Source organism: Microbacterium sp. M (assembly GCF_045181065.1).
Taxonomy (GTDB): domain Bacteria; phylum Actinomycetota; class Actinomycetes; order Actinomycetales; family Microbacteriaceae; genus Microbacterium.
On record NZ_CP173721.1, the window covers coordinates 1,310,282 to 1,332,511 of the forward strand.

Sequence of the window (22,230 nt, forward strand, 5' to 3'; positions counted from 1 at the left end):
CTGGCAGAAGACTCAGCCGCGCATGGGATACTGGATGCCGCGATGGCAGAGGTCATCGCTTTCGAATGTGTGGGCCTGTGACTGAAACCCGAGATCTCTTCGCCGCCGTCCCGCGTTCCGAGTTCGACACTCCCGGCAGGAGCCGCGGGCTGATCGATGTGGTGCGCTGGCGTTACCTGTTGCGCCTGCTCGTGCGCACCGGCGTGACGACGCGCTACCGGAACTCCGTACTGGGATGGACCTGGTCGTACGTGCGCCCGGCCGCCCAGTTCCTCGTGTTCTGGGTCGTGCTCGGCCTGTTCATGAACCTGGACCACGGCATCCCGAACTACGCCGTCTACCTGTTCAGCGGCATCGTCGTGATCAACCTCTTCTCCGAAGGCTTCAAGAACGCGACCACGTCGATCGTCGGCAACGCCGCCCTCGTACGCAAGGTCTTCCTCCCGCGGCAGCTGTTCGCGGTGTCGGCGATCATCGTCGCGTTCGTGCACTTCCTCCCTCAGGTCGGTCTGCTTCTCGTGGTCTGCCTGTTCCTGGGGTGGATCACGCACATCTCGTTGCTGTCGGTGCTGGCCATCTTCGCCGGGATGATCATCGTCATGGTGTTCGCATTGGGGCTGGGTCTCTTCTTCGGTGCGATCAACGTCCGCTTCCGTGACGCCGAGAACATCGTGGAGCTCATGCTGCTGCTCGCGACGTGGGCTTCGCCCGTGCTCTACGGTTGGTATCAGGTGCAGGACGCGATCGTCGGCACTCTCGGCTGGCCCCAGTGGATCGTCGATCTCTACCTGCTCAACCCCATCACGCAGGGCGTCGAACTCTTCCACTTCGCGTTCTGGCGTCCGGTGACGGATGCGGCGTTCGCGATTCCGCCCGGCCTGGCGTGGAACACGCTGTGGACGTTCCTCATCGCCGTGGCGACACTGCTGTTCGGTCAGTTCGTGTTCCGCCGCCTCGAAGGAAGGTTCGCGCAAGACCTATGAGCGAGCAGACCACCATCAAACCCAGCATCATCGTGGACGGCGTGCACAAGCGGTTCACGCTCAACCACGCGTATTCGCTCAAGGACACCGTCGTGTCTTGGATCAAGCGTCGCAAGCTCACGAGCGAGTTCGAAGCGCTCAAGGGCATCGACCTCGTGATCGGCCAGGGCGAGTCCGTCGCGATCCTCGGGCTCAACGGCTCCGGCAAGTCGACGCTTCTCAAGATGGTCTCCGGCGTCATGGAGCCCGACGAGGGCCAGGTGCTCACTCGCGGTCGCGTCGCCGGTCTCATCGAGGTCGGCGCGGGCTTTCACCCTGAATTGTCCGGGCGCGAGAACGTCTTCCTCAACGCAGCCATCCTCGGCATGAAGCAGCATGAGATCGAAGCGCGCTACGACGAGATCGTCGCGTTCAGCGAGATCGAGCAGTTCATCGACCAGGAGGTCAAGCACTACTCATCCGGCATGTTCATGCGTCTGGCCTTCTCCGTCGCGATCCATGTCGAGCTCGACGTCCTGCTCGTCGACGAGATCCTCTCGGTCGGCGACGCGCCGTTCCGGGAGAAGTGCCGCCTGAAGTTCGAAGAGCTCATCGAGCAGGGCAAGACGCTCGTCGTCGTGAGCCACGACATGGAGATGGTCCGCGAGCTCTGCACGCGGGGCATCGTGATCAACAAGGGCGACGTCATCTACGACGGTGAAATCGAAGGCGCCATCGCACTGGTGGACAAGTGATCCTGGACTGGCTCGCACAGACGCCGGCTCTGTTGGCCGGGGTGCTCGTGGTCTTCGGCCCCGGCGTGCTGGCGCTGTGGGGGGTCGGTCTTCGTGGACTCGCGCTGTTCGCGTCGGCTCCGCTGTTCGGCATCGCCACGGTCGGTGCGACAGCGTTGCTCCTCGGTGCCTTCGGAGTCGCCTGGTCTCCGCTGAGCTGGGGCATCGCCGCGCTGGTTCTCGCGGCGATCGCCTGGGCGCTGGGCCGGCTGCTCGGCAACAGGCTCCCCGGCATGGCACCGGTCGGGTCGCGATGGCTGTTCGCGGCGGCCGTGGCGATCGGTGTTCTCATCGGGGTCTGGCGCCTGACCGCGTATATCTCGGCCCCTGACGCGATCTCGCAGACGAATGACGCGGTGTTCCATATGAACGCCGTACGTTTCGCGCTGGAGACGGCGGATGCCTCGTCGCTGCACATCAATGCCGTCATCGGGGGGCGGAGCTTCTATCCCGCTGCGTGGCACGGCGTCATCTCCCTGATCGTCATGATCACCGGTGCGTCCATCTCCGCTGCGGCGAACATGTTCACGCTCGTGATGGGCGCGATCATCTGGCCGCTCGGCATCGCGTGGTTCGCGCGTGAGGCCAGCGGTTCGCGCGCGGTCGCCGCGTATGCGGCGATTCTCTCGAGTGCGCTGCAGACCTTTCCACTGCTGCTGATCCAATGGGGGGTGCTGTTCCCGAATGCCCTGTCCATGGCGCTCGTTCCTGCCGGTATCGCGCTCGTCATGGCGTTGCCGCGATGGAGCCAGGGCGCGACTGCATGGCGGGCGTGGACGCGAAGTGTTCTGCTCGTGCTGGTCGTCATCGGCGCGCTTCTGCTCTCGCAGCCGTCCGCATTCCTGCCCTGGGCGCTGATCTGCGTGATCTGGCTGACGTTCCGCCTGCTCAGCGGGGCGAAATCGACGCCGCGCGCCCTCGCGTTCGTCCTGGTCGCTGCCGCCTGGATCGTTCTCCTGGCGCTCTGGGCCTACCTGGCGCAAGGAACGACAGGGTCGCATTGGCCGCCGATTCGCGGCAAGGCGGCCGTGCTCGCGGACATCCTCCTGAACGGCCAGGTGATGATCCCGTTCGCGTACGGCGTGAGTGCACTGATGATCATCGGCCTGGTCGTCGCGGTGCGCCGGTCGCGTCTGCGATGGCTGGTCATCGCGTGGGGGGCGGTATCGGTCCTCTATTTCCTGGTCGCCGCCGTGGGGAACCCCTTCGTGCGCAACGCGATCCTCGGTGCCTGGTACGCCGACCCGTATCGGATCGCGGCGATCGCCCCCGTGATCGTGATCCCGCTCGCGGCTCTCGGTGTCGACGCGATCGTTCGGGTCGCAGCGCGCACGGTCGGTCGTGCAGAAGACGACCGGATGCCGATGGTGCTGGGGGCGGTGGGGGTGACCGCTTTCATGATCGTCCTCGTCGTCGTACGTCCGGTCGAGATGCCGGAGGTGACGGAAGGAACGATGTACGAGGGCTCGACGTACCATTCCGATGCCGACGCGTACTTGAGTCCTGCTGAACGGGAACTGCTCGAGTCGCTCGTCGACGAGGTGGCTGATGATGCGCGGGTGCTGGGCAATCCCTCGACCGGCACGGGCTTCGGCTACTTCCTGAGCGGACTCGATGTCTATCCGCGGACCTGGGCGCCGCCCCGGTCGGACGCCTGGCAGGTGCTGGCTGCGGGTCTGCGCGATGCAGCGTCTGAGGCGGCGGTGTGCGATGCGCTTCTGGTCTACGGGTCGCCTGAGTACGTCCTCGACTTCGGTCCTGGCGAGGCGGAACCGGGACGCTACGTCATGCCGGGGATGACGGACTTCGAAGGGCAGGATGGATTCGAGCTCGTCGCCGAGCGCGGCGACGTATCACTCTGGCGGATCACGGCGTGCGACGAGTAGCCGCACGGACCGCCCGGCTAGGATCGATCTCGATGGAAGCCGCAGAGAGTCGTGTCCTCATCGTCCTGCCGGCGCTGAACGAAGAGGAATCCGTCGCGCATGTCGTCCGCGACGTCCGAAGCGCGATCCCGAGCGCCGTCGTCGTCGTCGTCGATGACGGGTCGAGGGATCGGACGGGGGCCGTTGCATCCGAGGCGGGGGCGATCGTGCTCACGCTGCCGTTCAATCTCGGCGTCGGCGGCGCGATGCGTGCAGGATTCCGATTCGCCAGGGACAACGGGTTCGACGTCGTCGTCCAAGTGGACGCGGACGGACAGCATGATCCCGCGGCGATCCTCCGGCTGATTCAGGGCCTCGGCGAGGCCGACCTCATGATCGGCGCCCGGTTCGCGGGAGTCGGAGACTACGGCGTGCGCGGACCACGGAAGTGGGCGATGCGCATCCTCGCAGCCGTCATGAGCCGGGTCGCCAGAACCCGACTGACCGACGTCACGAGTGGATTCAAGGCGGCCGGTCCGCGAGCTGTACGGCTGTTCGCCGACACATTCCCCGCGGAATATCTGGGCGACACGGTCGAGGCGCTCGTCATCGCGGCTCGAGCGGGACTGGTCATCCGCCAGTTGCCGGTCGAAATGCGGGAGCGCCAGGCCGGCGTCCCCTCGCATCATCCGTTCAAGGCCGCCGTCTACCTGGTGCGGGCCTGCGCCGCCTTCGGCCTCGCGATGCTCCGACCGCGTACACGACTGGAGGACGTGCGATGAGTCCCGTGACCTACGCCTTCGGCATCGCCGCCGCTGTCCTCGCCCTGATCGCCATCATCGAACTGATGCGTCGTGGGACGCTGCGTGAGCGTCACGCCGTGTGGTGGTTCGTCGGCGGCGTGCTGGCACTGGTCATCGCGGTCTTCCCGCAGACGCTCACCTGGGCGGCCCAGACGCTCGGCATCACGGTGCCGACGAACCTGGTGTTCTTCGTCGCGATCGGGCTGCTGTTCCTCGTCAGCCTGCAGTACGGCGCGGAGCTGACCAGAGTCGAGGAGAAGCTGCGTACGCTGGCCGAGCAGTCGGCGTTCCAGGAGAACCGGATCGCGCAGCTCGAGCGACGTCTCGACGACCGCTCCGCTCGTGCTGAGCGTGCGGACGGAGACCCGCACGAATGAGCCGACCCATGCGTGCGCTCATCGCGTCACGACTGTTCCCCCCGGAGGTCAGTGCCGGCGCCTTCCGGCTCGGGGCGCTCGGACGCGCTCTCGCACGCCGAGGCGCCGAGGTGACAGTGCTGACGACCCGTCCTCCCAAGCATGCGCCCGTCGTCGCCGATCCGCCCGGCGTCGCCGTGCGCCGCTGGCCGGTGCTGCGTGATCGCGGAGGAAACGTCCGTGGGTACATCCAGTACCTCAGCTTCGATGTGCCGCTGATCTTCCGCCTGCTGACTCGGCGATTTGATGTCGCTGTCGCCGAGGCTCCGCCGACGACGGGGCTCGTGGTGCTGATCGTCGCGTGGCTCAAGCGCCGCCCTGTCGTCTATTACGCAGCCGACGTCTGGACCGACGGGGTCGTGTCCATGGCGGCTCCTCGTCCTGTCATCGCCGTCATCCGCGCACTCGAGCGATCCGTGCTGCGAGGTGCACGAGGCGTCATCTCCGTTTCGGACGAGGTCACCGCTCGCCTGGTGGAACTCGGCGCCGATCCCGTGCGCATCACCACGGTGGGCAACGGCATCGACACAGCGGTCTTCGCACCCGAGGTCGAGCCTGCGACGGATGATCGGTACTTCGTCTACACCGGCACGATGTCGGAGTGGCAGCAGCCCGATATCTTCGTGCGCGCCCTGGCGCTCATCGCCGATGACCATCCGAGCGTGAAGCTGCGTTTCTTCGGCCAGGGGTCCGTCCAGTCCGCGCTCCGGTCGCTATCCGAGGAACTCGTGCCAGGGCGCGTCAGTTTCGGGGGAGTGGTGAGCCCTGCGGCATCCGCCGGATGGATCCGAGGCGCGGTCGCGTCGCTCGTGAGCATCGTCCCCGGCATCGGCTACGACTTCGCCAAACCCACCAAGACCTATGCCGCTGCGGCCATCGGCACTCCGGTGCTGTTCGCCGGGGCGGGCGCCGGCGCCGACCTGGTGCGCTCGGCGCGACTCGGTGTCGCCGTGGAATTCACGCCGGAGGCCGTTGCCGATGCCATGCGCTCGTTGCTCGCCGAGACCGATTCGGGCGCGACCGAGGGCCGACGGGCGGAGCGGGCGAGCTGGGCGGCCGAGCATGCGTCCCTCGATGCCGTGGCATCGCGGGTTTCGGCGGTGGTCTCTCAGGTCGCTCTGGCGCGCACCGGTAAGCTGAACAAGGCTTCCGGTGGCACCTCTCGACCGGAGTGAAAGGCATCTTCATGACTGAATCCGTGCGCATCGTCGACTCTGCCGATGTGTCTCCGAACGCCGTGATCGGCGACGGATCGTCGATCTGGCACCTGGCACAGGTGCGCGAAGACGTCCGCATGGGAGAGAACTGCATCGTCGGACGCGGCGCGTACATCGGCACCGGAGTCGTCATGGGCGACAACTGCAAGGTGCAGAACTACGCGCTCGTGTACGAACCGGCGAAGCTCGGTGATGGGGTGTTCATCGGTCCGGCCGTCGTGCTGACGAACGACACCTACCCCCGTGCGATCAACCCGGACGGGTCGCTGAAGAGCGCACACGACTGGGAGCCGGTCGGCGTCACGATCGAGCGTGGTGCGTCCATCGGCGCCAGGGCGACCTGCGTCGCTCCCGTCACCATCGGCGCCTGGGCGACGGTCGCTGCCGGCGCCGTCGTCGTCAAGGACGTCCCGGCGTACGCGCTGGTGGCCGGTGTTCCGGCCCGCCGCATCGGCTGGGTCGGGGAGGCGGGTCTTCCGCTCACCTCCTCGGAGGCCGACGACGTCTGGATCTGCCCCGCAAGCGGCACCCGCTACATCGAGAACGATGGCGCACTGAGCAAGGAGAACGTGTGAGCGAGTTCATTCCCCCCGCCAAGCCGATCATCGGCGACGAGGAGCGCGAGGCGGTCGACCGCGTGCTGCGCAGCGGCATGGTGGCGCAGGGCCCGGAGGTCGCGGCGTTCGAGAGCGAGTTCTCGGCGCATTTCGTGCAGGGTCGTCCTTCCGTGGCCGTGAATTCGGGTACCGCGGGCCTTCACCTCGGCCTCCTCGCTGCGGGCGTCGGCGCCGGTGACGAGGTCATCGTGCCGTCCTTCACGTTCGCCGCGACCGGCAACTCGGTGGCGCTCACCGGCGCGACTCCGGTCTTCGTCGACATCGAGCCGGAGACGTTCAGCCTCGACCCGGAGGCCGTGGCGGCGGCGATCACGCCGAAGACCAAGGGCATCCTCCCGGTTCACCTCTACGGGCACCCTGCGCGCATGCGCGAACTCGAGGTTCTGGCCGGCGCACGCGGCGTCGCACTCTACGAGGATGCCGCGCAGGCGCACGGCGCGGCCCTCGACGGTCGTCCGGTCGGAACGTTCGGCGATTTCGCGATGTTCAGCCTCTACCCGACGAAGAACATGACCAGTGGCGAGGGCGGGATGGTCACGACGGCGACCGACGACATCGCCCGTCGTGTCAAGCTGCTGCGCAATCAGGGCATGGAGCGTCAGTACGAGAACGAGATCGTCGGCTTCAACGCGCGTATGACGGACATCCACGCAGCGATCGGCCGTGTGCAGCTGACCAAGGTGGATGCCTGGACGAAGACCCGTCAGGCCAACGCGGCTTTCCTGGACGCCAATCTGCAGGGCGTGGTCATCCCGCCGGTCGCCGACGGGGCGACGCACGTCTACCACCAGTACACGATCCGCGTGACCGACGACCGCGACGGGTTCGTCGCAGCGCTCAAGAACGAGCACAACGTCGGCGCCGGTGTCTACTATCCGATTCCGAACCACCGCCTGCCCTCGCTCGCACCGTTCGCGCCGGGGCTCGACCTGCCCGAGACCGAGCGTGCAGCGCGCGAAGTGGCATCGCTGCCCGTGCACCCGTCGCTCACGCAGGACGACCTCGAGCGCATCGTCGCAGCGGTCAACACCGTGGCCGGGGCCGGCGCCTGATGGCCCTGCGCGCAGGACTCCTCGGAGTCGGAATGATGGGACGCCACCACGCACGCGTGCTGCGTGAGGTGGACGGTGTCGACCTCGTCGCGATCGCTGATCCCGGAGGTGACCCGCACGGCGTCGCTGGCGACCTCGAGGTTCTTCCCGACATCGAGGCGCTGATCGCCGCCGGAATCGATATCGCCGTCGTGGCCGTTCCGACGCGCTTCCACGAGGATGCCGCGCTCAAGCTCGCGGCAGCGGGAGTGCATACTCTCGTCGAGAAGCCGATCGCCGACACCGTCGAGGCCGGGCAGCGCATGGTCGACGCCTTCGCGTCGGCCGGGCTGGTCGGTGCTGTCGGCCACATCGAGCGTTTCAACCCTGCATTGCAGGAACTGCGCCGCCGGATCGAGGCCGATGAACTCGGTGCGGTCTACCAGGTGGTGACCCGCCGCCAGGGTCCGTTCCCGTCGCGCATCGCCGACGTCGGCGTCGCGAAGGACCTCGCCTCGCACGATGTCGATCTCACAGCGTGGGTGGTGCAGAGCGACTACGAGCGCGTCTTCGCGCAGACGGCCTTCAAGAGCGGTCGCGAACACGAGGACATGATCACGATCACTGGACGCACGGCATCCGGCGTCATCGTGAACAACATCGTGAACTGGCTGAGTCCGATGAAGGAGCGCCTCACGGTCGTCACGGGGGAGAAGGGGGCGTTCATCGCCGACACCTCCACCGGCGACCTGACGTTCTACGCCAACGGCACGATCCCGCTCGAGTGGGAATCGGTCTCGTCCTTCCGCGGAGTCTCCGAGGGAGACGTGACCCGGTACGCGTTCGCCAAGCGCGAGCCGCTCCGCGTCGAGCACGAGGCTTTCCGTGACGCCGTGCTCGGAGAGAAGACCGACGTCGTCACCATGGAGCAGGGGCTTCGGACGCTCGTCGTCGTCGAAGCCGCACTCGAGTCCGCGCGGGAGGGCGCGTCCGTCTCGCTCTGATCACATGAATCTCATCGTCCGCACTCTCCGACGACTGATGCCTTTCCTCCCGGCGTCCGCTCGTCGATTCCTGTTCGTGTATTCGCTGACATCGTCCGTGCTCTCTCTGATCGATGTCGTGGCGCTCATGCTGATGGCACTGACGCTCGCCGCCAGTGTGACCCAGGCGGACATCACACTGCCGCTGCTCGGCACGATCTCGGCGGATCAGTCTCTCGTGCTGATCCTCGTGCTCGCCGCCATCGTGATCCTGAAGTCCGCCGCCAACGTCTGGCTGCAGTGGATCGCGACGCGCCGCTTCGCCTCGTTCGAGCTCAGCGTCGGCCAGGAGCTGTTCGGTGCCTACATCCGAGCGTCCTGGACGGATCGCATCTCGCGCAACAGCGCTCAGATCGTGGCCATGTCCGACAGCGGCATCGCCAACGTGGTCGCCGGTTTCCTCCTGCCGATCACGACACTTCCGGGGCTGATCGTCACCAGCGTGGGCGTTGTCGCGGTGCTCGTCGTCTCGCAGCCGATCACCGCCTTGGTGACGATCGTGTACCTCGGCGGGATTGCGCTGCTGCAGTACTTCGTTCTCAGCGGCAAGACGCGTCAGGCGGCTCGGGTGGCGCGCGATTCCGCACTCCGCGTCGCCGCTCTCATCTCCGGCATGGTCGCGTCTCTCAAGGAGATCACGCTGCGAGACAAGGCCGACGAGGTGAGCAGGGTCGTGGAGCGCAACCGTCGGCAGACCGCCCAGGCTCGGGCGAACTCGAGTTTCCTGGCGACCGTTCCGCGGTTCATCTTCGATGCGGCGATCATCGGCGGCTTCGTCATCGTCGGCGGCGCTGCGATGATCAGTTCCGGCGGCAAGATGAGCAGCACCATCTCCGCTGTGGCGATGTTCGGCATCGCCGGATTCCGGCTGGTGCCGTCGCTGACCGGTTTCCAGTCGGTGATCACCCGAACGATCACCTCGGCACCGTATGTGGATGCCGTCATCACCGACATCGAGGCTTCGAAGAAGTTCCTCGCGGATCAGGAGATCCTCGGCAAGCAGCCACTCCCCGGCGAGCCGCAGCAGCTCGATCTGCAGGACGTGGCGTTCACGTTCCCTGGAAGCGATCGCCCTGCTGTCCGTGGCGTCGACCTGAGCATCCCGATGGGAGCCACCGTCGGCATCGCCGGCGCTTCCGGAGCCGGGAAGTCGACGCTCATCGACCTGCTGCTCGGATTGCTGACGCCGACGCAGGGTTCGATCAAGATCGACGGTCTGCCGCTCGAGGATGTCATGGCCGCGTGGCGGACCCACGTCGGATATGTTCCGCAGGAGGTGACGCTCTTCGACGGCACGGTCGCGCAGAACATCGCCCTGACCTGGGGTGACGATCTCGACCTCGCGCGCGTGGAGCAGGCGGCGCGCCGCGCTCAGCTCTGGGACGTCATCGAGCAGCGCGCGGACGGGCTGTCCTCTCGCGTGGGCGAACGCGGGCTCACGCTTTCGGGCGGCCAACGGCAGCGGTTGGGCATCGCCCGCGCACTGTACAGCGACCCGCTCATCCTGGTCCTGGATGAGGCGACCAGTGCGCTCGACACGAAGACCGAGGCGGACGTCGCGGATGCGATCCGTGACCTGCGCGGCGATGTGACTGTCATCGCCGTCGCGCACAGGCTCAGCACCATCCGCGACTCGGACATCGTCCTGTTCATGCACGACGGCACTGTCACAGCGCAGGGCACCTTCGATGAGGTGGTCGCCGCGAGTGCCGAGTTCGCGGCGCAGGCGAGACTGGCAGGACTCGCATGAGCACGCTGTCGACGAAGGCGCGCATCGCCTACCGGAGGGCGGTGGGCATGCTGCCCGATCGTCTCTCCGTGCCGTTGCGTCCTTCTGATCGGAAGTTCGAGCTCGCGGACGTGCCCCCTCCGGTCGCGGCGCCGATAGGAGACACGCGTCTGTACACGGCGCCGGCGAACTTCGCCGCGCAGGGCTACCAATGGGCGCGAGCCGCGGAGAGGCTCCCCGGCGTCGGCGCCGTCAACATGCAGTACCGTGCCAGCGGTGATTTCGGTTTCCCTGCCGACTACTCGGTGTCCGAACGGGTCTTCCTGAACTCCGGCACGTGGGCTCGTCGCCAGCGCGATGCGGTCGCCGATGGCTTCACGCACGTGATCTTCGAGGCCGAGCGGCCCATCTTCGGGCTGGCGTTCGAGCGCTTCCCCGAGCGGGAGGCGCGTTGGCTGCAGGGCCGTGGTCTCCAGGTGGGGCTGGCGAGCCTCGGAACCGATCTGCGGCTGCCCAGCCGGCACGCGCAACTGGACCGATGGTCGCCGTTCCGCGACGGCGACCATGCATGGATCGCCGACCTCGAAACCAAGGCGCTTCGGAACCGTGGCCTGTTCGAGCGCCTCGGCGTCCCGTCCTTCGTAGCGACGCCGGAGCTGCTGGGCGATTGGCCGGACGCGGTCTGGCTGCCGATCGTGATCGACCCATCGGAATGGCACTCGGATCGCGAAGCGCTGACCGGCGGAGCTCCGATCGTGCTGCATGCCCCGACGAATCCGGCGGTCAAGGGCACCGCGCTCATCGAACCCGTTGTCGAGCGCCTTTCGGCGGACGGGATCATCGATTATCAGCGCATCGTGAAGGTTCCGGCATCCGAAATGCCCGAGCGATACGCGCAGTCGGACGTCGTGCTCGACCAGTTCGCGCTCGGCATCTACGCCACCACGTCGATCGAAGCCATGGCGGCCGGACGCCTCGTCGTCGCGCATCTGCACGATCAGGTGCGCGACCATATCCGGGAGATCACGGGACTCGATGCTCCGATCGTCGAGGCAACGCCTGACACGATCGGCGAGGTGCTCCGCGACGTCGCCGCGCGGCCGGAGCACTATCGCGAAATCGCTCAGCGCGGTCCGGACTACGTCGAGGCCGTGCACAACGGTGCCCTCGCGTCACGCGTGCTCGCGCCATTCCTCGGCAAGAGCGCAGGCTCGTGAGCGCCAATCGGCCTCGCGGGCGCGCTTCCGCTTTCCTCAGCGTCGAAGACGCTGCAACCAGGAGCGAAAATGACTGAACCACGTATTCTCTGCATCTCCTTCTCGGACATCGCATCCGATGCGAGAGTGCTCCGTCAGCTCGAGGTGCTGTCGCGGCATGGACATGTCACGACGCTTTCCTACGGTGTGCATCCGGCGGGCGCCGACGAGCACATCTCGATCGATAGCGCGCTTCCATCGCTTCCTCAGACGCTCGGTGGCGTGCTCAAGCTCGGCCTCCGACGCTTCTCCTCGGTGGCTCTCGGGGCGCCGGCGGTCGCGGCAGCGCGCGCGGCCATCGTGGGTCGCGAGTTCGACATCGTCGTGGCCAACGAGGCTCGAGCTCTGCCGCTCGCCTTCGAGGTGGAGGGCGCGCCGAAGATCTGGTGCGACCTGCACGAGTGGGCACCGGCTGAACGTACGCATGTGCTGTCCTGGCGGCTGCTCGTGGCGCCGTTCATGGATTGGGTATGCGCAACTTATCTGCCTCGCGTCGACGCGGCGACGACGGTGAACGCCTCCATCGGCGCGATGTACGAGGAGCAGTACGGGGTGCGAACCGATATCGTCAGAAACGCGATCGCCTATCGCGCCGATATCGCTCCAACCCCGCTCGAAGCGGATCGCATCCGTCTCGTCCACAGCGGTGGCGCAGTGCCAGGTCGCAACATCGAGGCCATCATCGATGCCGTTGATCTGCTCGGTGATGGGTACACTCTCGATCTCTATCTCATCCCCTCCCGCCAGGCGGAGTCGTACTGGAAGCAGCTGACCGCTCGGATCGACGCGAGCCCTCGAACGACGCTGCACCCGGCGGTGGCGCCTGCGGCGCTTCCGTCCACGTTGAATCCGTACGATCTCGGCGTCTATCTGCTGCCGCCCCACACTCCGAATCACCGGCTGATGCTGCCGAACAAGTTCTTCGACTTCGTTCAGGCGCGGCTGGGGTTCGTCTTCGGACCTTCGGTCGAGACCGATCGCCTGATCAAGGAGAACGGTCTCGGAGTCGTGGCAGCGGGGTACTCGGCAAGCGATCTCGCAACGGCCGTCCGCAAACTCTCGCGGGAGGAGATCGCGGGCTTCAAACGTGCGACGGATGCCGTGGCAGCCGAGCTCTCCTCCGAGACGGACATCGCCGTCGAAGACAGCATTCTGCGTCGTCTCGCTGAGGCGTGAGCCCGGCCTCCCGAGTCCGCACGGTTAGGATCGTCACGTGACTCAAGCTGTCGGTGAAGCGGGCGGGCGACAGCGCGTCCTTGTGGTCGGCTATGGTGTGGCCGGTGTCGGTATCGCGGCGGACGCGCGCTCCCACGGACACGAGGTCGTCGGCTTCCTCGATGATGTGAAGCGCGCTCCGGAGGTACTGGGCTCCCTCGGTGACGTCAATCGCGTCGTCCGCGAGCATCACATCGATTCCGTCTACTTCGCCATCCCGACGGTCGACGCGAAGGTGCTCCGCGATTTCCTTTCGGGGCTGGAGAAGACCGGACTGCGCCTGTCGATCCTGCCTCGCACGTACAAGACGATCAGCAGCGAGTCGGTGAGCGTGAGAGACCTTACCGACGTGGACGTCCTGCAACTGGTCGGTCGCCAGCCGATCAAGCATGATCTGCTCGACGCGCAACGCATGGTCGTCGGCAAACGCGCCCTGGTCACCGGGGCTGCAGGGTCGATCGGCTCCCGGCTCGTCGAACATCTCCTCACTCTCGGGGTCGTTCAGGTGATCGCCGTGGACTGGTGGGAGACCGGCCTGTTCCACTTGGAGAACCGCCTCGCCGACGATCGACTCCGTGTCGTCATCGCCGATGTGAAGAACGAGAGCCGGATCGAGCGCATCTTCACCGAGCACCGTCCCGAACTCGCCTTCCACGCAGCCGCCTACAAGCATGTCCCCCTCATGGAGGACAACCCGATGGAGGCTGTGGTCAACAATGCGTTCGGGGCGGAGAACGTCCTTCGACAGGCGATCACCACGGGCGCGAGCCACGCTGTGTACGTCTCCACCGACAAGGCCGTCCGGCCGGCGAACGTGATGGGCTCGTCGAAGCGTCTGGGTGAGCTGCTGCTGAGCGATCTTGCTCAGCAGTCCGGCGACACGAAGCTGACTGCTGTCCGCTTCGGCAACGTGCTCCAGAGCAATGGCAGCGTCATGGAGACCTTCCGTCGTCAGATCGAAGCCGGCGGTCCTCTGACCGTCACGCATCGCGATGTCACCCGGTTCTTCATGACCATCGACGAGGCTGCACAGCTGATCATCCAGTCGGCTCTGCTCGGTTCCAACGGTGATATCTGCGTCCTCGACATGGGGGAGCCGGTCCGGATCTTGGATCTGGCCGAGAGCCTCGTGCGCGCCACAGCGCCCCATGTGCGCATCGACGTCACCGAACTGCGTCCAGGGGAGAAGCTCTACGAAGAGCTCACCTACAATCCGGAACTGGCGACGAGCACCGCGAACAGCAAGGTCTTCATCCTGCAGGTCGAGGACGAGATGAGTGTTCCTGTGGCCCGGATTCGGGCGTTGATCGCGAAGATCCGATCGGGAAACTACTCCGACGATGAGACGATCGCGGCATTGCGGGACATGGGTTTCAACGTCAAGGAGCGCGCATCCGCATGACGGCGAGCGAGCAGCCGGCTGTGCCGGAATCGGTCGTCGTCACCGGCGGCAACGGCCGGATTGGTCGGCTCGTCGTCTCGGATCTGCGGGCGCGAGGTTGCCGGGTGACATCACTGGCGCGAACGCACGGATCCGACGCACGGGCCGATGACATCTCGATCGATCTGACCGATGCTGTGCGTCTCGCCGACGTCGTCGCACGATCTGGCGCTACGACGATGCTGCACCTTGCTGTTCAGCGCGGAGACGATGTCGAGGAGGCGAACGAGCGGATCGACCTCGCTGCCGCCTCCGCTGCGTCCGGACTCGCTCGAGTCGTACTCGCCTCATCGGGCGCGGTGTACGGTGTCGACGCGACGGACGCGCGTTCGGAGGTTTCGCCCTTGAACGGAGGCAGCGCATATGCCCGCTCCAAGCAGCGGTCGGAGCAGATCTTCGCGGATCTGGTCGAGCGCAACCGGGTCGTATCCGTGCTGGCTTTGCGCATCTTCAACGTTGCGGGGCCGGCATTCCCTGATTCACTCGTGCAGCGTCTGATCCGTGCGGAGGCCACGACACCGGTGACGCTCAGTGAGCCCGACCGGTTCGTTCGGGACTACATTCACCAGGATGACCTCGTCGATCTCGTGCGTGCCTCGTTGACCGTCGCGTCGATCGGATACCGAGCGGTGAATCTGGGGGCCGGAATCGCAGTCAGCACGCGAACGCTGTTGGAATCGATCCGACCGAGCCAGGACGGCTTCGTCGTCGTTCCAGGACCAGCGAGCTCGAACTGGGCGGACGTCTCCGTGATGCACGCACTGCTCGGGGTGCGACCCCGGGCGATACCGGATCGCAGTTGGGACCGATCCGTAGCCGGTCCGGCATGCGCCGAGGGAGTCCCGCCGATCCATGCGAAGGGGGACAGGAAGTGAGAGCGGCTGTCGTCACAGCAGCGCGAGCGGCGCTGAGCGTCGTGCCCGATCGCTTGCTCGCCCGTATTCTTCCCGGTTCCCTCGGATGGGATCCGGATCAGATGCAGATCGCTCGGCCGCGCGTCTCGGCACCCGTGCGGTTGCTGATCGCGCCCGTCAACTCCGCTGGCCAGGCCTATCGGTGGGCACGCGCAGCCGAGGAGCGCCTCGGAGGGGTCACGGCGTCCAACCTCATGACATCGAACGCCAGGACTGCGGCATTCGGTTTCCCGGCCGATGTCGCAGTCCCGGACAGCGGGTTCATCTTCGCGCACGGCTGGCAGCGCAGGCAGCGCGCCGCGATCGTGGGGGAGTACACTCACGTGCTGCTGGAATCCGGGCGCTTCATGTACGGATCGCGACCGGGGCGTACACCACGGCAGATCGCGGATGAAGTGCGCGCCGCGGGCGTGAACGTAGGCCTGCTGTGGCATGGAACGGATATCCGCGTGCCGAGCGAGCACGCCCGCGCGGAGCAGGATTCGCCGTTCGGCGTGAACGGCCGCTACCCGGAAGCCGATGTGCGGATTCTCGAAGAGAACGCGCTGAAGCGTCGTCGGATGTTCGAGGGCTCCGGGATGCCGGTTTTCGTCTCGACGCCAGGCTTGCTCGATGTCCCGGGATCTCAGTGGTTGCCCGTGGTCGTCGAACCAGACGTCTGGCAGAGCGCCGAGCCCCCGCTCCAGCGCGAGCGACCAGTCGTCGCGTATGCCCCGAGCAACTCACCGATGAAGGGCGATCCGAGTCTCGATGACCAATTGCGTGCGCTCGAAACTCAGGGCTTGATCGAGTACCGCAGGGTCGAGGGGGTTCCGTCGCAGGCGATGCCTCACCTGTATCGCAACGCCGACATCGTCCTGGACCAGTTCCGCCTCGGCGACTACGGCGTCGCCGCATGCGAAGCCATGGCCGCGGGTCGAATCGTGATCGGACATGTGAGCGACGAGGTGCGCGCTCGAGTGCTCCGGATTACAGGCGTTGAGCTCCCGATCGTGGAATCTCGATTCTCGGACGTCGGCGAAGTCATCGAGGACGTGCTCTCCGACCGCGAACCCTGGATCTCGCGCGCCGACCGAGGGCCCGAATTTGTACGAGCCGTGCACGATGGCGCTCAATCCGCGCGGGTGCTCGCCCCTTTTCTCGGAGCGTAGAATCTCCTACCCGTCCGCAGCGGCGCGATCGAACGTCGAGGCGTGAAGCGGCCTGATCAGGGAACGCGCGATTCCGAGATGACCCCGCGAGCTGCGGGAATTCCGTAGACGACTCTGGCCCGCCGTGCAGGGCCACGGGAGGCGTGCCAGCCTGCGAGGAGGCCATTGCGTTCGAGGACCACGATGAGGTCGGCGCCGTCGAACTCCGGTCGCAGAGATCGACTGCGACGGGTCGCCCCCGCGAAGCGACGCCCCGCATCGAGGACCGTCAACCGGAGGACGTTGCGGCCGATGACCGATCCGCCGAGCGTCCGCTCCGCCCAGTCGGTGGCGCGGGACAGCGACGGTGTGAGCACCAGCGAGCGGTCACCTGCATCGGGCAGTACGCGCGAGAGCACCAGCGTGTCATCGGATTCCTGCAACGGAAGCTGCTCGAAGGCGGTGGATACCGCACCCGATGGTGCGATGAGGATGATCTTCATCGGGCGGTGCTCCTGTTGTCGACGTACGTTCGCAACGCATCGATCTGCGGATCCAACTGCTTGGCGCGCTGGAACTGTGCGGCCCACGCCCGTGCCGCCTCCCGCTCGGAGGGCGTCTGGCGCTGGGCCGCCTCGGCTGCGGCGGCAAGCGCGTCCGCGATCGCTTCAGGACTCTCGATGTCGGACACCGGGAACCAGGATGGTGCTTCTTGCAGGACGTCACTCGCCGCGTTGCGAGGATCGTGCACGGAGACGATCGGCAGACCCGTGGCCGCGTACTCGAACACCTTGCCGCTGGTCACATACCGTCCCGTCCCCAGCACGAGCAGGAGCGCGTCGAAGCGCGCGTACACGCGACCGACCTCGTGCTTGGGCACCGGTCCGCAGTAGGCGATGTTGTTGGCGGCGAAGTGTTCGAGCTGGCGCGCGATCACCTCGTTCGGCGTGCCGACGTGGTTCAGATGACCCCAGAGTTCGATCCTGGAAGCGGCGAGCACATCGGAGCGAGCGCGCGCGATCCTCCAGCCCTCGACGAGACGGTCGACGGGCACCGCCGCTGACAGCGTGCCCAGATACCCGAAGACGAGGCCGGGTCCCTCAGCCCCTGCTCCGGGTTCGGGTGCGCTGTCGTAGCCGTTTGCGACCACGTGGAAGCGGTCGGCAGCTTCAGGGTAGAGGTCCGCGTGCCATCGGAGGATCGGCTCGTTGACGAACCAGACGGCGTGCGCATGGTCGATGAGCTCCTTCTCCCACCGGGCCACGTCGCTGTTCGCGGCCGAAACGCGCGCGCCGCTGAACACGTCGAGCTGCCAGGCATCCCGATAGTCCATGACGTAAGGGATGCCGTGATCCTTGTAGAGCCGAAGTCCGGGTGTGAAGTCGACGTGGGGGTTGGCCGTACCCAGCACGAGATCCACTGGATGCCGCTGATGCACATCGAGAGCGGCTTTCTCCAGCGCGGGCCGCCATGACCCGTATGTGCTTTCAGGGAACGACTTCTTCTCGCGCCGCGCATTCATGACGTTCCACAATTCGGGAACCGTCGCACGCAGCCACGACCAACGGTGGAGATCGTTCTCGAAGGCGGCCGAATCGAACGGCACGCGGACGATCTCGATGGCCGGATCGACCGTGCGCTCCAGGGATTCGTCCACACCGGTCGACATGGTGAACACTTCGCGCGGGACGGTGAGAACCGTGACGTCCCACCCCGCCGCGACGAAGGCGTTCGCCGTCGCCCACGCGCGGTAGACGCCACTGCCACGACACGGCGGGTAGCCCCACGCGACATACAGCAGGTGAGGACGAGCGACCTCCGGGTGGTCAACGACTTGGGGGGACTCACTCACGGCGGTGGGACTCGCTTTCTCTCCGCATCTGCTCCATCGTAGTCTGCGCACGCCGAGTCAGTTCGGGTGCGCGTGGGGTCCGTCTACACGCCGACGTCAGACGCTGCGGAGCGTGCGCGGGAGGCGCGCTTCTCCCTGCGAGCGACCACGCCGTTCTGCCACGACCGCAGTCGCTTCTCGACTGGCTTCTCGATGAACACGTGAAGCGCCCATGCACACGCGATGGCCAGCGCGAGGATGAGCAGGATCCAGGCGATGCCGGCCATCCCGCGCTGGACGCCGAAGTGCTCGAGGGCGAGGTAGATCAGTGTCGCGTGGATGAGGTAGAACGCATACGACCACTCGCCCAGCAGAACGAGCGGTCGCGCGCGTGACATGCGGGCGCTGCCATCGAGGTCGGCGACGGCGAAGGCGCAGATGAGCAGGGAGAACATCACGATCATCGTCTCGCTGGCGTACGGCACGAGCGCGTTGTAGACGAACTGCGTCTGCGGTACCTGGTGCAGCGTGGTCATCCCCACGACGTACGCGACGAGCAGGATCAGCGGAACCCAGACCTTGATCCGTGGTCGCCAGCCCTGCCGGATCGCCCAGGCGAGGCACATTCCGATGGCGAATTCGTTCAGACGGAGAATCGGCCACGGCAGTCCTGCGAACCAACCCGTGGGTGAAACGACGATCACGGCTCGCGCTGCGACACTCAGGATGAGGATCCCGATGGCCGTGTAGATCGCTCCGCGCCCGGTGAGGAGCCGCAGCACCTTGGTCAGGAAGGGATGCATGGCGTAGAAGAACATCTCGACCGTCAGTGTCCAGGCGGCGGGGTTCCCCGCGAACATGACGACCGGATCTCTGGACCATCCCTGCAGCAGGAGCAGGCAGAGCACGAGGATGCCGAGGTCGAACGGCTTCACCCATGGCTGCGCAGGGTCAGGGGTGAAACTGTAGAACACCGGGATGGCGATGAGCAGCGTCACGAGGTTCAGCGGATAGATCCTCGCGAACCGCCGCCAATAGAAGGTGCCGATTCCCACACTGGGTCGCCACGACCAGGTGAGCACGAACCCCGACAGGATGAAGAAGAACGCAACACCGAAGTTCCCGTAGCGGGTCAGTTCGCTGATCGGGCCGGGGAGGGGAACCAGATTGCGGATATGGAAGCAGAACACCGCCAGAGCGGCCCACCACCGCAAGCCGGTCAGTGAATCCAGTCGGGGAGTCCTCGCCTCGGTGATGAGTGCGCTGACCATGATCACCCATCCTAGATGTTGAGCCCCGCATCGCCCGCCTAGACTTGTCTCCTGTGAAGATCGTCAGTGTCGTGGGTGCCCGCCCTCAGTTCGTCAAGCTCGCCCCCATCCACAAAGCGGCCAAGGCCGCCGGAGTGGATCACGTGATCGTGCACACCGGCCAGCACTACGACCCGATGCTGTCGGACGTGTTCTTCGACGAACTCGGAATCGGTGCACCCGACGTCCACCTCGGCGTGGGCAGCGGCTCGCACGGCGTGCAGACCGGAGCGATGCTCGCCGCTCTGGATGCCGTGTTCGACGAGCACCGACCGGACTGGGTCCTCGTCTACGGCGACACGAACTCGACCGTGGCAGCGGCCCTCAGTGCCGTGAAGATGCACATTCCGGTCGCGCACCTCGAAGCCGGCCTTCGCAGCTTCAACCGTCGGATGCCGGAAGAGCACAACCGCGTCATGACGGACCATGCCGCTGATCTGCTGCTCGCACCGACCCAGGTCGCGGTCGACCACCTGACCACAGAGGGGCTGAAGGACCGCACCGTCCTCGTCGGAGACGTCATGACCGACGTGCTGCTCGAGGTGCGCGACGAGGTCTCGGAGGCTCCGTCCGTGCTGCTCGATGAGCTCGGTCTCGAGCAGGGCGGCTACTACGTCGCGACCATCCATCGCGCTGAGAACACGGACGATCCTGCACGCCTTGCCGAAGTCGCCGCGGGGCTCGCTGGTCTGGACAAGCCGGTCATCCTGCTCGCGCATCCCCGTGTGGTCGCGAAGGCGGCGTCGCACGGCATCGACCTGAACCAGGGATCGCTGGTGGCCCATGCGCCGCTTGCCTACGCCGACCTGATCGCCGCAGCGCTGTCGAGCGCCGGTGTCGTCACCGACTCGGGGGGCCTGCAGAAGGAGGCGTTCCTGCTCCGGGTGCCGTGCACCACGGTGCGCACCGAGACCGAGTGGGTGGAGACGATCGAACTCGGCTGGAACGTCCTCGCGAACACCGCCGAGGAGATCGCCGCCGGTGTCAGCCGCCCACGTCCGGCCGATACCGACGTCGCACCGTACGGCGACGGGCATGCGGCCGAGCGCGTCGTGGAGACGCTGCTGACCTCTGCCGCATCCACGGCCCCGTAGACTGGAACCCATGCGCATCGCCGTCGTGGCCCTGGGAAAAATCGGGCTTCCCCTTGCTGTTCAGTTCGCCTCCTCCGGTCACGATGTGATCGGCGTCGACGTCAATCAGAAGGCCGTCGACACCATCAACGCAGGACGGGAGCCCTTCCCGGGCGAAGCGCACCTGCAGGAGCGTCTTGCCGAACTGATCCCCGCCGGCACGCTGCGCGCGACGACGGACTACGCCGAGGCCATCCCCGGCGCGGATGCCGTCGTCCTCGTGGCCCCCGTCTTCGTGAACGACGAGACGTGGGAGCCCGACTTCAAGTACATGGACTCCGCGACGCGCTCCCTCGCCGAGCACCTGACCCCTGGCACACTCGTCTCCTACGAGACGACCCTGCCGGTCGGCACCAGCCGTACCCGCTGGAAGCCGATGCTGGAGGAGGGCTCCGGACTCACCGAGGGCGTGGACTTCCACGTCGTGTACTCACCCGAGCGCGTGCTCACAGGACGCGTCTTCGAGGATCTCCGCAAGTACCCCAAGCTCATCGGTGCTCTTTCCGCCGAAGGCACCCGCCGTGCGCGTGAGTTCTACGAGGCCGTGCTGCAGTTCGACGAGCGCACCGATCTGCCGCGTCCGAACGGCGTGTGGGACCTCGGCTCGACCGAGGCATCCGAGATGGCGAAGCTCGCCGAGACCACCTACCGTGACGTCAACATCGGCCTCGCGAACCAGTTCGGTCTTTTCGCGGCGTCGCACGGCATCGACGTCTACAAGGTCATCGAGGCCTGCAACTCGCAGCCGTACAGCCACATCCACCGACCGGGTATCGCCGTGGGCGGCCACTGCATCCCGGTCTATCCGCGCCTGTACCTCGCAACGGACCCCGACGCCGACATCGTGCGCGTCGCCCGCCAGCTGAACGCGTCGATGCCGGAACGCCTCGTCGCGCAGGCGGTCGGAATCCTCGGCGACCTCACCGGGACTCGCGCCGTCGTACTCGGCGCCGCCTACCGCGGGGGAGTGAAGGAGACGGCGTTCTCCGGCGTCTTCCCGACCGTGAAGGCGCTCACCGAGCGCGGAGCCGACGTCTCGGTGCACGACCCGCTGTACACCGACGACGAACTGCGCGGGCTCGGCTTCCAGCCGTACGCCATCGGGGATGCCGCTGAGCTGGCGATCCTGCAGACCGATCACGCCGACTACAAGACGCTCGCTCCGTCGAGCATCCCCGGTGTGAAGCTTCTCGTCGACGGACGCAACGCCTCAGACGCGACGCTGTGGGCCGGCACGCCGCGGATCGTCGTGGGCACTGCGGCCTGACCCCGCTTCGCGAGGGGGCGCGTCTGGTCGCCTCGGTTAGCCGGAAGCGACGATTTGCGGCCCTTGCGTGGCGAGACCGGGCCGATAGCGCGCCGCCCGACCCCTCCGTGCACGCGGAGGGGTCGCGTTCGGTCGCTTCGAGGCGCAGGAAGCGGCGATTTGCGGCCCCTGGCGGTTGACGTCGGCGGGCAGGGGTCGCTGATGGTCGCCTCGACGCTGGCGACGCGGCGATTCGCGGCCCTCGGTTGCGCGATGC

Annotated in this window: 20 protein-coding genes; 17 read left to right on the top strand and 3 right to left on the bottom strand. The window is 66.4% G+C overall.

The window, feature by feature from the left end:
• Positions 1 to 77 precede the first annotated feature (77 nt).
• From ACI7YT_RS06180 to ACI7YT_RS06250, 15 genes are all read left to right on the top strand, one after another.
• Positions 78 to 983, top strand: a complete 906-nt coding sequence (locus ACI7YT_RS06180; protein ID WP_406249586.1) for an ABC transporter permease — start codon at positions 78 to 80, stop codon at positions 981 to 983.
• On the top strand, positions 980 to 1,717 hold the full coding sequence (locus ACI7YT_RS06185) for an ABC transporter ATP-binding protein (protein ID WP_406249587.1): 738 nt from the start codon (positions 980 to 982) through the stop codon (positions 1,715 to 1,717). Before ACI7YT_RS06180 ends, ACI7YT_RS06185 begins: the two co-directional genes overlap by 4 nt.
• Positions 1,714 to 3,642, top strand: coding sequence for a DUF6541 family protein (locus ACI7YT_RS06190; protein ID WP_406249588.1), 1,929 nt, complete (start codon positions 1,714 to 1,716; stop codon positions 3,640 to 3,642). The genes ACI7YT_RS06185 and ACI7YT_RS06190 overlap by 4 nt, the downstream gene beginning before the upstream one ends.
• A gap of 32 nt (positions 3,643 to 3,674) precedes the next feature.
• Positions 3,675 to 4,403: a glycosyltransferase family 2 protein gene (locus tag ACI7YT_RS06195; protein ID WP_406249589.1), complete on the top strand. Its 729-nt coding sequence runs from the start codon at positions 3,675 to 3,677 to the stop codon at positions 4,401 to 4,403.
• Entirely contained in the window at positions 4,400 to 4,801 is a 402-nt protein-coding gene (locus tag ACI7YT_RS06200; RefSeq protein WP_406249590.1) for a DUF2304 domain-containing protein, read from the top strand. The genes ACI7YT_RS06195 and ACI7YT_RS06200 overlap by 4 nt, the downstream gene beginning before the upstream one ends.
• An 8-nt stretch (positions 4,802 to 4,809) precedes the next feature.
• Positions 4,810 to 6,015: a glycosyltransferase family 4 protein gene (locus tag ACI7YT_RS06205; RefSeq protein WP_406249591.1), complete on the top strand. Its 1,206-nt coding sequence runs from the start codon at positions 4,810 to 4,812 to the stop codon at positions 6,013 to 6,015.
• A gap of 11 nt (positions 6,016 to 6,026) precedes the next feature.
• Positions 6,027 to 6,632 (top strand): DapH/DapD/GlmU-related protein, encoded by a 606-nt coding sequence (locus tag ACI7YT_RS06210; protein WP_406249592.1) that lies wholly within the window; start codon positions 6,027 to 6,029, stop codon positions 6,630 to 6,632.
• On the top strand, positions 6,629 to 7,726 hold the full coding sequence (locus tag ACI7YT_RS06215; RefSeq protein WP_406249593.1) for a DegT/DnrJ/EryC1/StrS family aminotransferase: 1,098 nt from the start codon (positions 6,629 to 6,631) through the stop codon (positions 7,724 to 7,726). Before ACI7YT_RS06210 ends, ACI7YT_RS06215 begins: the two co-directional genes overlap by 4 nt.
• Positions 7,723 to 8,709: a Gfo/Idh/MocA family oxidoreductase gene (locus tag ACI7YT_RS06220; RefSeq protein WP_406250511.1), complete on the top strand. Its 987-nt coding sequence runs from the start codon at positions 7,723 to 7,725 to the stop codon at positions 8,707 to 8,709. Before ACI7YT_RS06215 ends, ACI7YT_RS06220 begins: the two co-directional genes overlap by 4 nt.
• A 37-nt stretch (positions 8,710 to 8,746) precedes the next feature.
• On the top strand, positions 8,747 to 10,498 hold the full coding sequence (locus tag ACI7YT_RS06225) for an ABC transporter ATP-binding protein (RefSeq protein WP_406249594.1): 1,752 nt from the start codon (positions 8,747 to 8,749) through the stop codon (positions 10,496 to 10,498).
• The gene (locus ACI7YT_RS06230) at positions 10,495 to 11,694 is read left to right on the top strand and encodes a hypothetical protein (RefSeq protein ID WP_406249595.1); all 1,200 of its coding nucleotides are present in this window, start codon (positions 10,495 to 10,497) and stop codon (positions 11,692 to 11,694) included. Before ACI7YT_RS06225 ends, ACI7YT_RS06230 begins: the two co-directional genes overlap by 4 nt.
• 69 nt (positions 11,695 to 11,763) lie before the next feature.
• Positions 11,764 to 12,909, top strand: coding sequence for a hypothetical protein (locus ACI7YT_RS06235; protein WP_406249596.1), 1,146 nt, complete (start codon positions 11,764 to 11,766; stop codon positions 12,907 to 12,909).
• A 37-nt stretch (positions 12,910 to 12,946) separates the two neighbouring features.
• Entirely contained in the window at positions 12,947 to 14,350 is a 1,404-nt protein-coding gene (locus ACI7YT_RS06240) for a polysaccharide biosynthesis protein (RefSeq protein ID WP_406249597.1), read from the top strand.
• On the top strand, positions 14,347 to 15,264 hold the full coding sequence (locus ACI7YT_RS06245) for an NAD-dependent epimerase/dehydratase family protein (protein WP_406249598.1): 918 nt from the start codon (positions 14,347 to 14,349) through the stop codon (positions 15,262 to 15,264). The genes ACI7YT_RS06240 and ACI7YT_RS06245 overlap by 4 nt, the downstream gene beginning before the upstream one ends.
• On the top strand, positions 15,261 to 16,454 hold the full coding sequence (locus ACI7YT_RS06250) for a glycosyltransferase (RefSeq protein ID WP_406249599.1): 1,194 nt from the start codon (positions 15,261 to 15,263) through the stop codon (positions 16,452 to 16,454). Before ACI7YT_RS06245 ends, ACI7YT_RS06250 begins: the two co-directional genes overlap by 4 nt.
• Positions 16,455 to 16,510: 56 nt before the next feature.
• On the opposite strand, the gene ACI7YT_RS06255 is transcribed toward ACI7YT_RS06250, so the two are convergent.
• The 3 genes from ACI7YT_RS06255 to ACI7YT_RS06265 form a co-directional block, all read right to left on the bottom strand.
• Entirely contained in the window at positions 16,511 to 16,936 is a 426-nt protein-coding gene (locus ACI7YT_RS06255; RefSeq protein WP_406249600.1) for a hypothetical protein, read from the bottom strand.
• On the bottom strand, positions 16,933 to 18,285 hold the full coding sequence (locus tag ACI7YT_RS06260; RefSeq protein WP_406249601.1) for a glycosyl transferase: 1,353 nt from the start codon (positions 18,283 to 18,285) through the stop codon (positions 16,933 to 16,935). The genes ACI7YT_RS06255 and ACI7YT_RS06260 overlap by 4 nt, the downstream gene beginning before the upstream one ends.
• 83 nt (positions 18,286 to 18,368) lie before the next feature.
• Positions 18,369 to 19,535 (bottom strand): acyltransferase family protein, encoded by a 1,167-nt coding sequence (locus ACI7YT_RS06265; protein ID WP_406249602.1) that lies wholly within the window; start codon positions 19,533 to 19,535, stop codon positions 18,369 to 18,371.
• Positions 19,536 to 19,588: 53 nt separating this feature from the next.
• Between ACI7YT_RS06265 and wecB the strand changes: the two genes are divergently transcribed.
• Both wecB and ACI7YT_RS06275 read left to right on the top strand, forming a co-directional pair.
• Entirely contained in the window at positions 19,589 to 20,668 is a 1,080-nt protein-coding gene (wecB, locus tag ACI7YT_RS06270; protein ID WP_406249603.1) for a non-hydrolyzing UDP-N-acetylglucosamine 2-epimerase, read from the top strand.
• 10 nt (positions 20,669 to 20,678) lie between these two features.
• Complete coding sequence (locus tag ACI7YT_RS06275) at positions 20,679 to 21,974, top strand: nucleotide sugar dehydrogenase (protein ID WP_406249604.1); 1,296 nt, start codon at positions 20,679 to 20,681, stop codon at positions 21,972 to 21,974.
• The last annotated feature ends 256 nt before the right edge of the window (positions 21,975 to 22,230 follow it).